Here is a 17,255-nt window from a genome sequence, read left to right as displayed (position 1 = left end):
GTGCGAATCACACCCCCTACCGGGGTAGGGGTCAGGACGCCGGTTCGACCAGTCCCGCGTCGAAGGCGAGGATGACGGCCTGGACGCGATCGCGCACGTCGAGCTTCGAGAAGATGCGGCTCACGTGGCTCTTGACGGTCTGTTCGGCGATGAACAGCTCGGCGGCGATCTCGGCGTTGGAACGTCCGTGACCGATGAGCACGAGGATCTCGCGCTCGCGCTCGGTGAGGTCGTTCAGGCGCAGCGCGTGACGGTTGATGGGCGGCCGCTGGGCCGCGAAGCGCTCGAGCAGGCGCCTCGTGACCCGCGGCGAGAGCAGCGCGTCTCCCGCGGCGACGACCCGCACCGCGGCGATGAGGTCGGCCGGAGTGGCATCTTTGAGCAGGAATCCGCTCGCTCCCGCGGCGAGCGCGTCGTGGATGTACTCGTCCGCATCGAACGTCGTGAGCATCATGACGAGCGGGCGATGTCCGTGCGTGTGCTCATCGCGCAGGACGCGTGTCGCTTCGAGGCCGCCGACCCCCGGCATCCGCACGTCCATCAACACGATGTCGGGCCGCAACCGCCGCGCCAGGGTGATCGCTTCCTCTCCGTCGGCGGCCTGTCCGACGACGGAGATGTCGGGCTGCGCGTCGAGGATCGCGGCGAACCCCGCCCGCACCATCGACTGGTCGTCGGCGATGAGTACCGAGATCGGCATGTCAGTCGTCCTTCCTGGCGGGAAGCCGCGCGATCACCGCGAAGCCGCCCTCGGGCGTGGGTCCTGCCGCGAGCTCGCCGCCCGCGAGTTCGACGCGCTCGCGCATTCCGCGAAGCCCGTGTCCTCCCCCGTCCGTGACGGGTGGGCGGATGCCGGGGGTCGGCGTGTTCCGCACCTCGATCGCGATCCTGCCCGCACTGTCGCGGTCGAGGCGCACGAACGTCTCGGCGCCGGGCGCGTGCCGCGCGATGTTGCTCAGCGACTCCTGCACGACGCGGTACACGGTGAGTCCGGTGAGTGGGTCGTCGGGACCGTCGAGCAGGTTGCCCCGGGTCGTCAGCGGACCGCCGTGCGGGGGCCGTGCGAGCAGCTCGGCCAGTTCGCGCAGCCCGGGCTGGGGCGCCGACTCGGCCGGGTCGTCCTCGCGCAGCACGTTCAGCAGCTGTCGCATCTCGCTCATCGCGGTGCGTGCTGTCGTGGCGAGCTCGTCGAACTCGTCGGCGGCGGTGGGCGCGAGGTCGGGCAGGCGGTACCGTGCGCTCGCGGCCTGCACCTGGATCGCCGACATCCCGTGCGCGACGATGTCGTGCAGCTCGCGCGCGATGCGCGTGCGCTCCTCGGCGAGCTGGCGGCGAGCGGTCTCGGCCGCCGACACTTCGCGTTCGACCGCGAGCAGACGTCGTGCTTCGCGGGCGCTTCGCAGCAGCATCCCGCCGCCCAGCGCGAGCACGCCCAGCGAGGCGAACACGACGAGGTCCGCGACGATCGGTCCGGTCTGGACATCGCCATGGTCGCGCACCGCCACGATCACGAGCAGGCCGACGACACCGGCCCCCCATGCGACGGCGCCGACGACGCGGGGGGCGGTGGTGCCGACCACGCCCAGGGTGAGGGCGACGGCGACCATTGCGGCGACACTCGCCGGCCACGGCGCGGCTGCCGGAGGCACGCTCACGATCGCGAAGGCGAGCACGGCGGCGACGGACAGCGCCGCGGCGAGGCGTGGCCGCACGAACGCGAGGGGGATGGCTGCTCCGAGCGCGGCGGCAAGGGCGATCGCCAGCGGAGCGTCGATCGCGTAGACCGTCGCGCCGAGCGCGGAATCGACGGCGAGCACGGTGAGACCGGCCGCGAGCGCAGCGGTGGTGATGACCGCTCTGGTCGCCCTTCGCCCTCCGGATCCCACCCGCCCATCGTAGGCGCGAGCTCTGGCGATGCGAGGAGAATGCCCCGTGGCCGTTCGCTGCCTCGGCCACGGGGCATGTGTCATGAGCGCGTGGTCCCCGCGCTGGATGAGTGCTCTCGCCGTCTACTTCTTCGTGCCGACCAGGTCCTGGACGGCCTTTTCGACTGCGGCGAACTCGTCCTGCTTCTTCGCGACGAGCTCGAGCGCGGAGACACCCGCGGCCAGCAGCTCGTGACCGAGCTCGCCGACATCCTTGAACTGGTGGCTCGCGTCTCCGACCAGGCCGCCTTCCAGCGCGAGACGGCTCACCAGGTCGAGCTTGAGCACCTTCGTGCCCTCGCGGAAGCTCAGGTCGTCGAAGTCGACCCAGACGATGTTCGGTCGAGTCGTCGACTCGAAGGCGTAGCGCCGGTTGGTCAGATCGAGCACCACCTGCCACAGGGTCTGCGAAGCGTCGGGCTTGCCCGGCTCCGGAGTGCGGAAGGGCTGAGCCGCGTTGCGGATGATGCTGAACATGGCCGCCATCGCCTCGAGCTGCGTCTTGGGCTGCTCCTGGTGCGCCACGTAGTAGGAGGCGCGCGCGAAGCGGTCGCTCGCCAGGGTCGATCCGGGCAGCGGCTGGGTGCCGCCCAGACCCGTGATCTCTTTGGCGAGCTCGAGCTGCTTGTCGAACGTCGGCGAGTTCGTCATGACCTGGTAGTCGCGGCTGTGGTAGACCGTCGGAGTGCCGTCGGTGTACTCGATGATCGCCGAGTCGCCGGTGGCGTCGTTGATGGCGAGGTGCAGGGTCGGCACGAGGTGACCGGTCGGATCGAACAGCTGCGCGATCGCGACCTGCGACTGGTTCGTCCATTCGACCGCTTCCGCGACGGTGGCGAAGTTGTCGAGGTAGTACTGCAGCCAGACGGCTTGACTCAGCTGTGTGTCCGTCGGGCCGGGCGTGCCGTAGTCGGACTCGGCGAGCCACAGAATGTGTCCCGCGAAACCCTCCTCGTTCATCCCGTCGCAGGCGATCAGATCGAAGGCCGTGGCCACGACGCTGCCGTACTTGGCGGTCCAGGTGAGGTCGCCGTTCACGCCGTCGGTGCGCTCGAGTCCGCGCGGCAGCTTCCAGAGGTTGGAGAGGAGGTCCATGTGGAAATCCATGTTCCGGCCGACGATGACCGATCCGTTGGCATCGGGCCATACAACTCGTGTGCACATGCGCTTGACGTGTCCAATCATTTTCAGTCACCGGCGCGGCTGTGGCCGGCGCGAAACGGTGCGGCAGAGAACCATCGACGCCGGGATACCTCTGCATCGCGGCGCCGTTCGGGGTCAACCATGGCCGATGGCAGACATGAGAGCAAGCTCATTCGACCGTGTTCTGGCGACGGCCGAAATGGGGTGAGACGTGGGTGTTCGGCGGGTGACGGGGAGGGTGCCGGGCGGGTTACGGGAGGGCGCGATACGGCCGCGCGTGGCAGCGTCCGCCGAGAGCGGACTCTAGGCTGAGAACCGCGCGCCCGCACGCGAGGGGGAACCGCAGACGGCGCGTCGAGACACGAGATCAGGGGATCATGACCACGACAGACAGCGGCGCGCCCGCGACACGAGGATCAGCAGCATCCGAGGGCGACGGCTATTTCGCACCCGGCAGCGTCAGCCGGCGCGTCTTCGCCGACCCGTCGTCCAAGCTCGGCGGTGTCGCCGGCATCCTCCTGCAGTCGCTCAACCCCATGATGATGCGACTGTTCGAGGCGGCCAGCGGCTATTCCAGCGACATCGAGGGCCGCGGCGAGCGCACGGGCCGCTACGTCGACACGACGATCTTCGGCGACAAGGCGCACGCCGATGCCGCGGCGGAGGCCGTCCGGCGACTGCACGCACGTGCCGTGTGGACCGATCCCGAGACGGGGAACGAGCTGCGCGCCGACCACGAGCCGTGGCTCGCGTGGACGCACAATGCGCTCGTCTACGGCGTGCTGCGTGCCGCCCAGGAGTTCGGTCCCGATCTCACGCCCGCTGAGCAGGACGAGTTCGTCTCGGAGCAGCGCATCGCGGCCGGCCTGCAGGGTGTCACGGACCCCGCGCTCCTCCCCGCCACGCGCGCCGAACTCGAGGCCTACATCGACGGCAACAAGGACTGGATGGCGCTGACCCTGCCGGCGGCGCGTCTCTCGCGGTCGCTGCGCAAGCCGTCGCTCAAGGGCAACCCGGCCGCCGTCTTCGTGTCGGTCAACGTGCAGGACGCGATCCTCTCGCTCCTGCCCGAGTGGGCGCTGCTGCTGTTCGGCATCGAAGGGCGCCCCATGAACCTGCGCGCCGCCGCGCGGACGACCCGGCGCATCATCGCGAGCGCACGCAAGCGCCGGTCGACCGAGCAGCTCGTCGGTGAGGCGACACAGCGCGTGCAGACCCACCCGTATCGCAAAGTGCGCCGGTGACCGTTCGCGTCACGCAGACGCCGGGCTTCTGGGCAGCATCCGCTTCTCTGTTCGTCGGCGGTCTGCGCCTCGTGCGCTCCGGCGGCGCGAAGCTCGCTGCGGTCGTCCTCGTCACGCAGCTGGTCATCCTCGGGATCTCGCTGCCGCTCGTGCACTGGCTCTTCCGCGAGGCGCTGCGCGCGGCGGGGATGACCGGCCTCGACCTCGGTCAGCTGCAGATCACGGGCGGCCTGCCGTTCTCACTGGGCCTCATCGTCATCATCTGCACGCTGGCGTTCTGGATCGTCGCGCTGCAGTTCACCGTGCTCATCGTGGCGGTCGACCAGGTCACCGCGCGAGGGTCGCTGTCACTCCGGGGTCTCGGGGGTGAGCTGGTCCGGCTGGCGAAGAAGCTCGTCCGGCCCTCGTCGCTCGCGCTGCTGGGCTACCTGTTCGTCGTGCTTCCACTGAGCGGATTCGGCTTCCTCTCGGCGCTCACTCACGGCATCGCGGTGCCGCGGTTCGTCACCGGCGAGCTGAGCAAGTCGGCCACCGGCAGCACGATCCTCATCGTCTTCTTCGTGGGCCTGGCCGTCGCGAACCTGCTGCTGGCAGCGAGCCTGCCTCTGTTCGCGCTCACCGATGCGACGGGCGGACGCGCGCTGCGCGGAAGCCTGCGGCTGACGTGGGGCGTGCGGGGGCTCTCCCTCGCCCTCGCCATCGTCGGCGCGATGATCGTCGCCTCTGCCGCCGGCGCGGCGCTCACGGTCGTGGCGATCCTGCCGACCCTCGTGACGGATGCCGCCGCGCCGGCCCTCTCCCCCGCCGTGGCGGCGTTCAGCCTCGGCGCTGTGCGCGTCGCCGGCGCCGTCCTCGCGGGTGTCGTCGCGGCGTGGATCGCGGGCATCCTCGTCGTCTTCGTGCGGCGCCACCGCGACAGGGTCCCGGCGCAGTGGCTGGGGATGGACCGAACGACGGCGGATGCCACGGGCTCTGTCCTCCACGAGCATTCGCGCGGTGCGGCGACCGTCGTGGTCTCCGTCTCGGTTCTTGCCGCCGTCGCCCTCGGCCTCGCGAGCCTGGGTCCCATGCAGCGGATCTCCGAGGCGCCGCAGACCCTGTCGCTGGCGCACCGCGGGTTCACGCCGGGCGGGATCGAGAACACCCTCGAATCACTCGATGCGGCAGCCGAGGCGGGTGTGGACATGGTCGAGGTCGATTTCATGCAGACGGCCGACAGAGGGTTCGTCGCGATGCACGACGCGACGCTCGGTCGCCTGGCGGGCGAGGACGTCGCGGTCAAAGACCTCACGACGCCGCAACTGCAGGCACTCACGCTGCGGGATGCGCTCGGGCACACCAGCACCATCCCGACGGTCGCCGAATATGTCACGCGCGCCGACGAGCTCGACCTGCCGCTCCTCATCGAGATCAAGCTGGGCGGGGGCGAGACCGACGATCACGTCGACCTGCTCGTCGCCGAGCTCGAGGAGCTCGGCCTGCTCGAGCGCAACATCTACCACTCGCTCGATGCGGCCAGTGTCGCGCGTCTCAAAACGCTGCGGCCCGACCTCACGGTGGGCTACACGATGGCGTTCGCCGGAGACGAGGCGCCGGACACCCCCGCGGACTTCATCGTCGTGGAACAGTGGACCGCGAGTGAAGCGGTCCAGGCGTCAGCCGAGCGCAAGGGCTACGGCTTCTGGGTCTGGACGGTGAACGACGACGCCGGCATCCGAGAGCACTTCCGGCGGGGAGCCGGAGGCATCATCAGCGACGTGCCCGATCGGGTGGTCGAGATCCGTGCCGAGATGGCAGAGGAGACAGGCCTCGCGGGCAGGCTTCTCGACGCGATGCGCGGCTTCATCACGGTCGGCTAGGTTCGCCGTCTCACGCGGGCTGTCGCGCGCGCTACGACGAGGTCGATCACCACCGCCACGACGATGGCCGCGACGTAGACGACGAGGTCGCGCGCGTCGAAGACAGTGCCGAGCACGAGCATCACCGGCGGGAATTCGGCGCCGAGCGCGAGCGGAACGCCCGTCAGCTGGAAGAGCTCGACCGCGACGCACCAGGCCGCCGCAAGGCCCGCTGCCGCGAGTGGATGCCAGCGCGGGGCGAGGACCATGACGAAGGCGTAGGCGGCGACGGCATACAGGGCATCGCCCGCGATGTCCGTCGCGGGGATGTCGGGGAGCAGCGTGTGTACGGCGAGTCCCGTCGCGACGACCGCGGCGAGCGCGACGGCGGCAGCGATCCGGCGACGCCTCACGCGACGACGACTCACCACAGCGGGTGGATGGAGGCGCGCAGCATCCGGTCGTAGACATCACGGACGGCACGGTCGAACTCGCTGAGATCCGTGTCCAGCAGGTCGGCCGCGCCCGCGTTCGCCCGGGCCTGGGCGACGTTGCGCGCCCCCGGTATGACGCTGGTGACGCCCTCCAGTCCGGCGATCCATGCGAGCGTCGTGGCGGGCAGCGTCGCCCCCTCGGGGACGGCTGCGGCGAGCTCGCTCACGGCGATAAGACCCTTCTCGAAGTCCACGCCCGAGAACGTCTCGCCGCGGTCGAACGCCTCCCCGTGCCTGTTGAAGGTGCGGTGGTCATCGGAGGCGAAGGTCGTCTCGCGCGTGTACCGCCCGGACAGCAGGCCCGATGCCAGCGGCACGCGGGCGAACACCGCGACACCGGCGGACGCCGCGGCCGGAAGGACCTCGTCGAGAGGCTTGAGCCGGAACGGGTTCAGGATGATCTGCACGTTCGTGATGTTCGGGCGTGCGATCGCCGCGAGCGCCTGCGCGCACGTTTCGACCGAGACCCCGTACGCGTCGATGACGCCGTCGTCGACCAGCGCGTCGAGCTCGTCGAACGTCACGTCATCTTCGATGACGGCCGTCGGCGGGCAGTGCAGCTGCACGAGGTCGAGCGTGTCGACGCCGAGATTCCGACGCGAGCGCTCGGCCCAGGCGCGGAAGTTCTCTCTCGTGTAGTTCTCGGGCTCCTGCGCGAGCCGGCGCCCCATCTTGGTGGCCACGGTGATTGCATGACCGGGTCGCTCGGCGAGGAAATCGCCGATGATCGACTCGCTGCGTCCGTCGCCATAGACATCGGCGGTGTCGAACAGGGTCACCCCTGCGTCGGCGGCTGCCGCGAGTACGCCGCGCGCATCGTCCTGCGAGACATCACCCCAGTCGGCACCCAACTGCCACGTGCCCAGACCGATCGCCGACACCTGACGGCCGGTGCCGCCCAATGCGCGCTGCTGCATGGTGCTCCTCTGGTTATCGAGCCTCAGCCCGAGGTATCGAGCGGAATATTCAGCTCGTTCATCCTCTGCCGGTAACTGTGCCCGGCAGCGGTGGCCTGACCGTGGGCGCCCAGCGCGGTCAGCGCGTCGATCAGGCCCTCATGGGCGCGCTGGTCGTAGCCGTCGATGGCCAGGATGCGGCGGTAGCACTCGAGCCTGGTGAGCTCATCCCCGAGTTCCTGTGACGCTTCGGCAAGGCTGTGTGCGGCGGCGAAGAACGCGCCGTCCACTTCGCTGCGCAGCTCCACCGCCCACGATTCCTCGGGTTCCTCGGCGAGCGCATCGCCGCGGTGCAGGTCCAGCGCCGCGCGCAAACGGTCCACGGCAGTGGGGGTGAGCGGCTGCGTGGCGAGCGCCTGCGCCGTCTCTGTGAGGAAGCGCTCGACGTCGATGTCGATCCGTTCGACGCACAGCCGCACGACCGACCCTTGGGTCTGCACGTATGTGTCGCCAGGGAACTGCCCGAGCGGGTCCAGGGCGCGTCGCACCGTCGTGGCCGCCACCGAGAATCGGTTGGCCACCTTCTGCGGTGCCTCGTCCGGCCATAGCAGCTGCATGAGGCTGTCACGGTTGATCGCGATTCCGCGCCGGGCGACCAGGATCTTCAAAAGCTGACGTGCTTTGCGCGATTGCCAGCGAGCCGGGGTGCCGTCGTGCGCGATGACGTCGAACGTCCCCAGAACCTCGATCCTCGGTGCGGGAGGCGGCGCGGCGAGGTGCTCAGCAGGTCGAGGCGGCGCGCCCGATGCGGTTCGGGATGCCAGGAGCCCCGCCGCAGCCCGCTCGATGCCGTGCAGTGTGAGTGCCCTACCGGTGGCGGCGGCCTCCGATGCCAGCACGAATGCCTCCTGCAGGCTGTCGGCGTCGCCGCGGTCTGCCAGGATCGCGGCCAGCTCGACCTGCGCTTCGGCAAGCCACGGGTGCGCACCGATCCTTCCCGTCACCTCGATCGCCCGACGGTAATGCCGGATCGCTCCCTCTGTGTCTCCCTGAGCCAGGGCGACGAGCGCGAGCGGGCGGGATCCGGTTCCCCAACATGTGACGCCGAGGCCGATCGTGGCGAGCCGCTCTTCGTACGGACGCAGAGCATCACCGGCGGCGGCAGCGATCTCGGTCTCTCCCAACTCGACCGCCGAGACGGCGAGGATGCACGCGGTGGCGAGCCAATTGCGGTCCTGGGGGAATTCCGAGAACGGCGGAAGAGAGGCCACCAGCGAGCGGGCTGCACTTCTGCGTCCTTGACGTAGCCACATCCACGCCAGTGACACCGCCCAGACCGGTTCGTGAGGAACGCTCTGCCTGGCGTGCAGGAACGCCGGCTCGAGTTCGACGACGCGTCCTTGCATCCATCGGATGATCGCGAGCTGAGCGACCCACACGCTCCGCGCGTCAGGGTCGCCGCTGTCCAGCGCAATCTGCAGCGCCCGATCGGCGATCTGCTCTGCGCGGCCCGCTTGACCGTCGATCGTTGCGCGCAAACATCGAAACCACGCGGCGTGGCGTTCGTCCGCCAACCAGGGAAACGCGCTCACGAGCGCGCCGGTCTCGCTGAGCGCCGCATCCACCTCGGCGATGAGGCCGAGATCGGCGAGCGCGCTGAGATGAAGGAAGTAGGCGGTGGGCACAAACTCCGACTCCCCCGCTACCTCGGCGATGCGCAGTGCCTCACGGGTGTCGGCGAGGCGCTGGGGAACCCGGTCGGGCGAAACGTCCACGACGGTGGAGGCAACCAGCGCCCATGCGCGCGAGACATCGTCGCCGGCCCGTTCTGCTTCGTGTGCCGCATCCTCGGCCGCGCGCCGGGCTGCGAGGGGGTCGGTCGATATCAGCGCCGAGGCGAGGATGCTCTGCAGACGAGTGCGCACGGCGGGCTCGTCTACCTGCGGCTGTGCCAGCAACTCGGTCACATGGCCGGCCTGTTCGATCGGATCCCGACCGGAGAAAGCGAGAGCGAACCGCGTCGTCGAGGGCATAGCGCCACCATAGCTGGCGTTAAAGCCCACCCTAAGAACCCTTTAGACACGCCGACCTATGGTGATCAGATCACCCGGAGGAAAGAACTGTCGATGTCACCACGCGCGCTGCGAATCGCGGCAATGTCGCTCGTCACCGCTCTGGTCTTGGTCGGCTGCGCCACCGGTCAGCCGTCCGAGGCGACGGACACTTCCGATGCCCCCGCGCCGCAGAATTCCTCGATCGAGCCCGCTGCTGCGGCGAAGAAAGACGTCGGCCAGACGGACCGGGTCGAGCAGGCGGATTCCTGCGATTGGGACTCCGCTCCCCTGACACCCCCTGGAGCTACGGCGCCATCCGACAAGGCGGGTGACCTGCAGTCTCTGATCGTCGGAGCATGGCAGCACACGCACTACGACGACGGCAGCGGTTTCGAGCCCGTCGAACAGGACATTCGCTTCGTCTTCCCCACGAACACTCAGCTCCTTTACTGCCAGGACGTTACCGGCATCACTGATCGCGCAGAGAACCGCGCGGCGATCACGTGGGAGGGCGAGCGGATGATCCTTCCCGGGCAAGCACCCGGTTACATCGTCACGGAGTGGGACGCCGATTCGATGGTGTGGACCAACCGAATGGACGACTCCTCGTACCTTCTCCAGCGGCGATAGCGCCCACGCACCAGCAGACTCCATCGACCAGCGTCCGAACTCCGACGGAAAGAGCCGCGCACATGACGACCGACAGCCTCGTGAACACTCCGCGCAGAATGCCCCGCGCAAGCGGGCGGATGCGGGGGCTCACGGCGCTCCTCGCCGGGGCGGCGGCCTCGCTCCTGATGCTCAGCGGATGTGCGGGCAACGCAGAAGGTGAGACGGAGAGTTCCGACGCAGCGGCAGCGCCACAATCTGACACTGCCCCGGCCGATCAGGATCCTGGCCAAGAGTCAGAGTCCACGGATGCCGGGACAGCGACGGTCTCCATGGGCGGCCGGGAGTTCTCGTTCACCCTCACACTCTGTGGGGTGTATCAGGACAGCGAGGTCGAACTCGCCGGCCCCGGCGGAGAGGCAGGATCCGACCAGCCCAGCTTCCTCGACGGCGGGCTCATGCAGATGGACGCCGATGTGCTCGGCGAGTTTCGCATCCACATCGGAACCGACCGCCCCTTCGATTCGACCGATGAATTCGTCGCGCTCGGCGCCTCGACGGGAGACGGCCTCACCGTGGTCAGGGAAGGCGATGGATACGTCGCCACCGGGAACAGCTGGGATGACCAGGGCACGGATCTCGGCACCGGCACAGTGCGTTTCACCTGCCGGTGAGTCGCACCCGCCTCAGTCGGTGTTGTGGCGGTCGGCGCAGATGATCTCGCCGTCGCCGTAGACGACGGTGGCGTCTTCGCCGGCGGCGATGATGGCCTCCAGCGCAAGGCACGGAGTCTTGGCGGTCGGGTCACCGACGGATCCGTCCATCGTGACCCGCAGGGTCGAACCCACCCATTCCGCAGTCCCGTTCTTACTACTGAACGTGATCTCGACCGCTTGGATCACCGCGTCATCGGATGAGCCGAAGGCGCGCCCGTCGTCTCCATCGGCGTCCGAACCCGAAGCAGCATCCGTGATGACGTCGAGAGCCTCGTCGGCTGAGGTCTGGCTGGTCCCGCCTTGGTCCGTACTCTGCGCGGAGTCGGGGTCGGGGTCCGCGGCGCACGCGGTCGTGACCCACATCAGGCTGAGGATCACCGCCGCGCTTCCTGCGCGAAGAGCGTGTGAGAGTCGCAAGAGATCTCCTGTCTGTAGGTCCGCAGCCGGCGATGAGCCCGGCTGCACAGGAGCCTAGGAGCGGCTCTGTGAGTTTCCTTAAACTCGTGATCTCCTCGGCTAGCCCGCCGTCACGACGTACTGCAGACCGAATCCGACATCGCTCGGGACCTGGCTGACCACCACGGTGAACTCGTCATTGGAGTAGAGAGCGGTCAAGATCTCACCGACGTTGCCATTGGACACTTCGCTGAACCCGGCGGCGATAAGGGCTTCTCCCAGGCGGGAGTGTTCTTCGTCGTCGGAGAACACGTAGGAAAGCGTCCACATAGGACCGTCATCCCCCTGCACGGTGAATGCCTGAGCAGGGGTGCCCGAGGGCCGAGGAATGTCGGGGAAATCTGCGGGGATCTCGGTAGAGAGGATATCGACGACGGCACCATCGGTGACCTCGCTGATGATTCTCTCCGAAACGCCCTCGGCGACCAGATCCAGCGGATTCGCGCATCCCGCGAGGCTGAACACCAACACCGCCGACGCCGTCGTCGCGAACGTGACAGAACGTGCGCGTGTCTTCTTCACTGTTGTGCCTCGCATCTCCGAGCGGCGAGGGTGCCGCTGGCACCGGACGCTACCGACGGCTCTGTGAGTTCTCTTAAAGCAAGGGGGTGGATGCGCTGCGGATACTCACGGCCGGTTCGGGAAAGCCCGAGGGAATGATCGGCGCGGCCGGAGTGTTGTAGCCCACGGTGCTCAAAAGTGACGTTCGCGCCCGGGGGTTCTCCCGTCTTCCGGCGCTTTCGCGCCTCTAACGTCACGAAAGAGGTATCGATGCCGACACTCGCACTCGCCCCAGGGCAACCGCATCCGTGGTCTGGTCTCCTTGATCGCGACGACGTCGTCCTGCACGGGGGTGTCCTGCACCTTCTCCACGACTCCGTCACACCGCAACAAGCGCGCATCGATGACCTGCTCTTCGTCGCGGCCGCTCTGGAGGATGCCGGGATCGAAGTCGTCCTGATCCGAGGAGAGCACTCCGTCCCCGCCCTTGTGGTCGACGTCGATGCGCACGCCCGGGCCATCGACGCACTGGCGGCCGTGTGCGATGGCGAGCCGCTGTATCTCAAAGCGAAGCAGCAGCCCCCCGTGCTCGCGAGTGAAGCATCCGCCCCGACTGCGGGGAATGCTGCCGGCCCGCACGCCGTGCGCGTGTATCGTCCACGAATCACGACGAATCGCGCGTTGCGCTATGGCGCGTCGCTCGGGGCGCGTCTGGAGTTCTGGCGTCTGCACGGCGGACTCGTCGAGGCGCCGAATGACAACGCGCTCACGCGCCGCGTCATCCCTCGCGAGGATCTCGTCTTCGTCGATGTCGAACGATACGGCCGCCGCTGGCGCACGATCGACGGCATGTTCGACCCGCAGTCGCACGAGTTCACCGGCGACGTCGACATGGTCTTCTCGTGGGTCGACGGATCGACGAATGAGTTCCAGCGCCAGCGGGCAGCGCGCATGGCCGAGTACGTCGTCGGCGAGGGTGATGACAGCCCTGCCCGGTACCGTCATGTCGACGAGCTGCGCTACGCGCTGCGGAGCGTGCACATGTACGCCCCCTGGGTGCGACGGATCTTCATCGCGACCGACTCCCCTGCGCCCGGGTGGCTGATCGATCACCCGAAGGTCACGGTCGTGCGCAGCGAGGAGTTCTTCGCCGACCCTTCTGTCCTCCCCACCCACAATTCGCACGCCGTCGAGGCGCAGCTGCATCGGATCCCGGGCATCGCCGAGCACTTCCTCTATGCGAACGATGACATGTTCTTCGGCCGCTTGGTCTCTCCGGAGCTGTTCTTCACATCGACCGGGGTGACGAAGTTCGTCGAGTCCGAGGTGCGCATCGGCACCGGGGCTTCCGCGTCGCATCGCAGCGGGCACGACAATGGCCTTCGCGTGAACCGGGAACTTCTGAGGGCCCGATTCGGTCGCACGATCACGCGCGACCTCTCGCACTGCGCGACGCCGCTGCGCAAGAGCGTCATGACCGAGCTCGAGCGCGAGTTCTCTGAGGACTTCGAGCGCACCGCGGCGTCTCGATTCCGCTCTGCCACCGACATCTCGGTGACCAACAGCCTCTACCATTACTACGCGCTCCTGACGGGGCGGGCCGTCGCCACGAGCAAGCCGCGGGTGCGATACGTGCACACGACGCTCGCGAGTTCGCTTCGACGCATGGAGCGGCTCGCCGAACGGACCGATGTGGACATGTTCTGCCTCAACGACGGCGGCGAGACGGAACTCCCCGAAGAGATCAGGATTCGCACCATCCGCGCGACGCTGGACCAGATGTTCCCGGTGCTGCCGCCCTGGGAGCGTGCCGAGATCAGCGATGCACTGGTGTCGATTCAGCCCGAGCATCCGTCGATGGCGCACTGAACGGTCCGGCCCCCGCATGAGTGGGGCCGAGATCCACGTCGTCCGGGTCGAGGTCCCCGCCAGTCGGACGGATGCCTGCGGCTGTGAGCCGCCGACGGACCTCCGCGGCGTCGATGTACTCGAGCGTGCTCGGCACCTCGATCGGCACGACCGAGTGCACAACCGTGTCATCGAACACGTGCACGAGGTTGAAGGTCTGTGCACCGTCCTGCGGACGCATGCCACCGGTCGGCACCGTGAGGTCCTGCGAGTAGCACGTCGATGATGCGACCGAGACCGGAATGCCCGCGAACGTCGCAAAGGTCGAGTAATGCAGATGACCCGCGATGATCGCCCTCACATCGGTGCCGCGCAGAACCTCGGCGAGCCGTGACTGATCGCGCAGCTCGACGGCCACCGCCAACGGCAGCACGCTGGGCACCGGCGGGTGGTGCATCGCGAGGATCGATCCCAGCGGCGCGGGCGTTGCCAGCTCATTCCGAAGCCACTGCAACTGCTCGTCGCGCAACTCGCCGTAGTGCTCGCCCGGAACGGTCGAATCCAGAGTGATGACGCGCAGCCCGTTGAGCTCGTCGACCCGGTCCACCGGCCGCAGGTCGGCCGCTTCATCGAGCAGCCCTTCGCGGAATGCCCCCCGGTCATCATGATTGCCCATGACCCACAGCACGCGCGCGCCCAGTCTCTCCGCGAACGGCTCGACGAGGCCGCGGAGGGCCGCGTAGGCGGCGGGTTCGCCCCGATCAGCGAGGTCGCCGGTGACCACGATCACGTCGGGCGTGATGCCTGACGACTCGAATGCGGCGAGCGCACGGGCCAGTCGCTCGGCACCATCCACCAGATCGAACAGGCGCGCGCCCTCCGCAGTCAGGTGGGTGTCGCTCAGGTGCAGAAGGATCTGCTCAGGGGCGGGGTACTCAGCGCTGCGCATCGGTTCGGCTCCTCGCCTCGGCCGCAGTTTCCCGGAATGCTACCCGCGAGACACGACAACAACGTGGCGACACAGTGAACAGTGCGCGACCCAGGCCAAGTACGCGTCGCCCCCGGCGGCGGGGCGGTCTCGTGCAGCGCGTCGGCGACTCGGTCATCCGCCGCTGGACGAACCGCCGTCGGTGTGTGCTCGAATAGCCATATGAGCGGGCTCTCGCTCGCAGACTGCATCTTCAGCGGCCGACGCGCCGCCGCGCACGCAGCACGGTCCACCTCCGACACACTCACGAGGAGAAGCAGATGAACATCACGGGAAACGTCTTCGTCGTCACTGGCGCAGGCAACGGAATCGGACGCGAAGTCACCCGGATACTGCTGGCGAGTGGGGCCTCTGTGGCAGGAGTCGACCTGAACGAGTCGACACTGGCTGCGACGGCCGCGCTCGTGGCTGCCGGGAGTCGCTTCAGCAGTCACGTCGTCGACATCACCAGCCGCGATGAAGTACTCGCGCTGCCCGCGGCGGTGCTCACAGAGCATGGACAGATCGACGGTCTGGTCAACATCGCAGGTGTGATCCAGAAGTTCGTGAAAATCATCGACCTCCCGTTCGAAGAGATCGAGAAGGTCATGAATGTGAACTTCTGGGGCACGGTGAACATGGTGAAGGCATTCCTGCCGATCCTGGTGGAACGCCCCGAGGCGAGCCTGGTGAACGTGGCCAGCATGGGGGCGTACGCTCCCGTCCCCGGACAAGCGGTCTACGGTGCGTCGAAGGCGGCCGTCCGACTGCTCACCGAGGCCCTGTATGCCGAACTGCTCGACACGAACGTGTCCGTGACCTCGATCTTCCCGGGTGCGATCGCGACTGACATCGCAACCAACTCCGGCGTCGCCCTCTCCGAAGGCTCTTCGACGGACGCACCAGCCTTCAAGATGACCACCGCGACGGATGCCGGGAACGCCATCGTCGCTGCAATCCGAAAGGGCAGCTTCCGCGCGACCATCGGGAAAGACGCTGCCGCGATGGACAAGCTGGCCCGCCTCAGCCCGAAGCACGCGGCTCGAACGATCGCGAAGCAGATGGGATCCTTGCTGAGCTGAGCGCCCGCACCCTGTCGGAGGGGAAGGCTGGAGATCCGGTCAGCGATTCATGACCCGTCCCAGGTTCTTTGCCGCCAGGAGAGGGCTCCGTTGATCCGGCGACGCCTCACGCGATCACTCCCGCAGCGCGCGCAGGTGCGGCGTACGCGTCGGCGAGCGTGGCCACGGTGTCGTGCGCGTTGAGGCCGCTCGGGTTCGGGACGACCCACAGGGCGGCATCCGCGAGGTTCTCCTCTTGACGTCCGGCTTTCGCCTTGGCCCGGCGAAACCCCTGACGGTACGCCGTCAGCCCGACGATCGCGACGACCCGCGGCGCCCAGCGCGCGACGTCGGATTCGAGTCGCACTGCTCCCGCCTGCAGTTCGTCGCGCCCGAGCTCGTCCGCGCGCACGGTGGCGCGCTGCACGACGTTCGAGATGCCGATGCCGCGATCGAGCAACATGGCGCGGTCGTCGTCGCGCCACCCGCCGTCGCCGACGCTCGGCAGTCGGGGAATGATGCCGGCGCGCACGAGAGCGGGATAGAAGCGGTTTCCCGGGTGCGCGAAGTGGATGCCGGTGGCCGCTGTCCACAGCCCCGGGTTGATGCCGACGAAGACGAGCTTCGGATGCTCGGGCATCAGATCGGCGACGGTCTGATCCCGGTGGCTCTCGAGCTCGGCACGCGTGAAGGGCATGGGTCCAAGCATGCGGGAATGCTGAAGCGTTGGCGATTGCATGAAGCAGCCGTCCGCGCCTTCGCTGAGGTCTACGTGGGAGTCAGGCGGAGCCGTAGCGCATCTTCGCACCGCGCACCTGGCGAATGAATGCCAGTACGGCAGCGAAGTACCCAGTGATCAGCATCGCCGACGCCGAACCGATCCCGTTCCCGGGCTTCGACCGGCTCGTCCTCAGCCACGCGAAGCTCCAGTCAGTGATGCGTGAGCATCGCTACGCATCGTGGCGCACGGCGCTCGCGTCCGTGGTCGGCGTCTACCTCATCACAGACACCCGTGACGGCCGACACTACGATGGTAAAGCCGACGGCGCAGAGAGTATCCGCCAGCGCTGGAACGCGTACGCGACGAACGGCCACGGCGGCAACGTCGAACTTCGCCGTCTTGATCCGACCAGCTTTCGATTCTCACTACTGCGTGTGTTCGATCCTGCGACGCCGACGCGGGATATCGACGCAGCCGAGAAGCATTTCAAAGACGCGCTCGACTCACGCCGCCACGGCCTGAACCGAAACTAGGGCTCCGCATCTCTGGCCGGCACCCACGTGCGGACATCGTGACGCGACGCGACCTGCCCACGAAGGTGCACGCAAACCCCGAAAACCAAGGACGAAGCCCAGGTGAGAAACATTCTCTCACCTGGGCTTTTTCTGTCGGGATGACAGGATTTGAACCTGCGACCCCTTGACCCCCAGTCAAGTGCGCTACCAAGCTGCGCCACATCCCGGTCCACTGCCCGCTGCGCGGACAACTCCACCATCCTACCC

17 protein-coding genes and 1 tRNA gene are annotated in these 17,255 nt (G+C 67.9%); 7 read left to right on the top strand and 11 right to left on the bottom strand.

All coding sequences use genetic code 11. The features are described from left to right. Positions 1–31: 31 nt before the first annotated feature. The 3 genes from ACWIBS_RS04645 to ACWIBS_RS04635 form a co-directional block, all read right to left on the bottom strand. Entirely contained in the window at positions 32–700 is a 669-nt protein-coding gene (locus tag ACWIBS_RS04645) for a response regulator (RefSeq protein WP_376128110.1), read from the bottom strand. A 1-nt stretch (position 701) separates the two neighbouring features. Further along, entirely contained in the window at positions 702–1,886 is a 1,185-nt protein-coding gene (locus tag ACWIBS_RS04640) for a sensor histidine kinase (protein WP_376128111.1), read from the bottom strand. Between the two features lie 123 nt (positions 1,887–2,009). Beyond that, complete coding sequence (locus ACWIBS_RS04635; RefSeq protein ID WP_454136546.1) at positions 2,010–3,089, bottom strand: linear amide C-N hydrolase; 1,080 nt, start codon at positions 3,087–3,089, stop codon at positions 2,010–2,012. 356 nt (positions 3,090–3,445) lie between these two features. Between ACWIBS_RS04635 and ACWIBS_RS04630 the strand changes: the two genes are divergently transcribed. Both ACWIBS_RS04630 and ACWIBS_RS04625 read left to right on the top strand, forming a co-directional pair. Then, a complete protein-coding gene (locus tag ACWIBS_RS04630) occupies positions 3,446–4,312 on the top strand; it encodes an oxygenase MpaB family protein (protein WP_376128115.1) in 867 nt (288 codons plus the stop codon). After that, a complete protein-coding gene (locus ACWIBS_RS04625) occupies positions 4,309–6,171 on the top strand; it encodes a glycerophosphoryl diester phosphodiesterase membrane domain-containing protein (protein ID WP_376128117.1) in 1,863 nt (620 codons plus the stop codon). The genes ACWIBS_RS04630 and ACWIBS_RS04625 overlap by 4 nt, the downstream gene beginning before the upstream one ends. Here ACWIBS_RS04625 and ACWIBS_RS04620 read toward each other — a convergent pair. The 3 genes from ACWIBS_RS04620 to ACWIBS_RS04610 are packed head-to-tail and all read right to left on the bottom strand — an operon-like array spanning position 6,168 to position 9,165. Beyond that, on the bottom strand, positions 6,168–6,563 hold the full coding sequence (locus ACWIBS_RS04620; RefSeq protein ID WP_376128118.1) for a DUF2809 domain-containing protein: 396 nt from the start codon (positions 6,561–6,563) through the stop codon (positions 6,168–6,170). The two genes, ACWIBS_RS04625 and ACWIBS_RS04620, sit on opposite strands and share 4 nt — an antisense overlap. An 11-nt stretch (positions 6,564–6,574) precedes the next feature. Next, positions 6,575–7,561, bottom strand: coding sequence for an aldo/keto reductase (locus ACWIBS_RS04615; RefSeq protein ID WP_376128120.1), 987 nt, complete (start codon positions 7,559–7,561; stop codon positions 6,575–6,577). 23 nt (positions 7,562–7,584) lie between these two features. Next, a complete protein-coding gene (locus ACWIBS_RS04610) occupies positions 7,585–9,165 on the bottom strand; it encodes a BTAD domain-containing putative transcriptional regulator (RefSeq protein WP_376128121.1) in 1,581 nt (526 codons plus the stop codon). Here ACWIBS_RS04610 and ACWIBS_RS04605 point away from each other — a divergent pair. Together ACWIBS_RS04605 and ACWIBS_RS04600 are read left to right on the top strand one after the other, a co-directional pair. Continuing rightward, entirely contained in the window at positions 9,097–10,224 is a 1,128-nt protein-coding gene (locus ACWIBS_RS04605) for a hypothetical protein (RefSeq protein ID WP_376128123.1), read from the top strand. The two genes, ACWIBS_RS04610 and ACWIBS_RS04605, sit on opposite strands and share 69 nt — an antisense overlap. A 62-nt stretch (positions 10,225–10,286) precedes the next feature. Then, positions 10,287–10,877, top strand: coding sequence for a hypothetical protein (locus ACWIBS_RS04600; RefSeq protein WP_376128124.1), 591 nt, complete (start codon positions 10,287–10,289; stop codon positions 10,875–10,877). Positions 10,878–10,889: 12 nt separating this feature from the next. Here ACWIBS_RS04600 and ACWIBS_RS04595 read toward each other — a convergent pair whose 3' ends face one another. Next, positions 10,890–11,297, bottom strand: coding sequence for a hypothetical protein (locus ACWIBS_RS04595; protein ID WP_454136541.1), 408 nt, complete (start codon positions 11,295–11,297; stop codon positions 10,890–10,892). A 138-nt stretch (positions 11,298–11,435) separates the two neighbouring features. Next, positions 11,436–11,897, bottom strand: a complete 462-nt coding sequence (locus ACWIBS_RS04590; RefSeq protein WP_376128127.1) for a hypothetical protein — start codon at positions 11,895–11,897, stop codon at positions 11,436–11,438. Positions 11,898–12,146: 249 nt separating this feature from the next. Between ACWIBS_RS04590 and ACWIBS_RS04585 the strand changes: the two genes are divergently transcribed. Then, a complete protein-coding gene (locus ACWIBS_RS04585) occupies positions 12,147–13,745 on the top strand; it encodes a stealth conserved region 3 domain-containing protein (RefSeq protein ID WP_376128129.1) in 1,599 nt (532 codons plus the stop codon). Here the strand turns inward: ACWIBS_RS04585 and ACWIBS_RS04580 are convergent. Then, positions 13,693–14,673 (bottom strand): phosphodiesterase, encoded by a 981-nt coding sequence (locus ACWIBS_RS04580; RefSeq protein ID WP_376128131.1) that lies wholly within the window; start codon positions 14,671–14,673, stop codon positions 13,693–13,695. The two genes, ACWIBS_RS04585 and ACWIBS_RS04580, sit on opposite strands and share 53 nt — an antisense overlap. A 299-nt stretch (positions 14,674–14,972) precedes the next feature. Here ACWIBS_RS04580 and ACWIBS_RS04575 point away from each other — a divergent pair, with 299 nt between their 5' ends. Beyond that, complete coding sequence (locus tag ACWIBS_RS04575) at positions 14,973–15,773, top strand: SDR family NAD(P)-dependent oxidoreductase (RefSeq protein ID WP_376128132.1); 801 nt, start codon at positions 14,973–14,975, stop codon at positions 15,771–15,773. A gap of 106 nt (positions 15,774–15,879) precedes the next feature. On the opposite strand, the gene ACWIBS_RS04570 is transcribed toward ACWIBS_RS04575, so the two are convergent. After that, positions 15,880–16,449 (bottom strand): mismatch-specific DNA-glycosylase, encoded by a 570-nt coding sequence (locus tag ACWIBS_RS04570; protein WP_376128134.1) that lies wholly within the window; start codon positions 16,447–16,449, stop codon positions 15,880–15,882. 155 nt (positions 16,450–16,604) lie between these two features. Between ACWIBS_RS04570 and ACWIBS_RS04565 the strand changes: the two genes are divergently transcribed. Continuing rightward, positions 16,605–17,006 (top strand): GIY-YIG nuclease family protein, encoded by a 402-nt coding sequence (locus tag ACWIBS_RS04565; RefSeq protein ID WP_376128136.1) that lies wholly within the window; start codon positions 16,605–16,607, stop codon positions 17,004–17,006. A gap of 135 nt (positions 17,007–17,141) precedes the next feature. Here ACWIBS_RS04565 and ACWIBS_RS04560 read toward each other — a convergent pair. After that, positions 17,142–17,215: transfer RNA gene (locus tag ACWIBS_RS04560), tRNA-Pro, on the bottom strand. Positions 17,216–17,255: the final 40 nt, after the last annotated feature.

It is taken from the genome of Microbacterium sp. NPDC055442 (assembly GCF_053644215.1).
The sequence above is the reverse complement of the archived record's forward strand: the minus strand, read 5'-3'. Positions and strand labels throughout refer to the sequence as shown.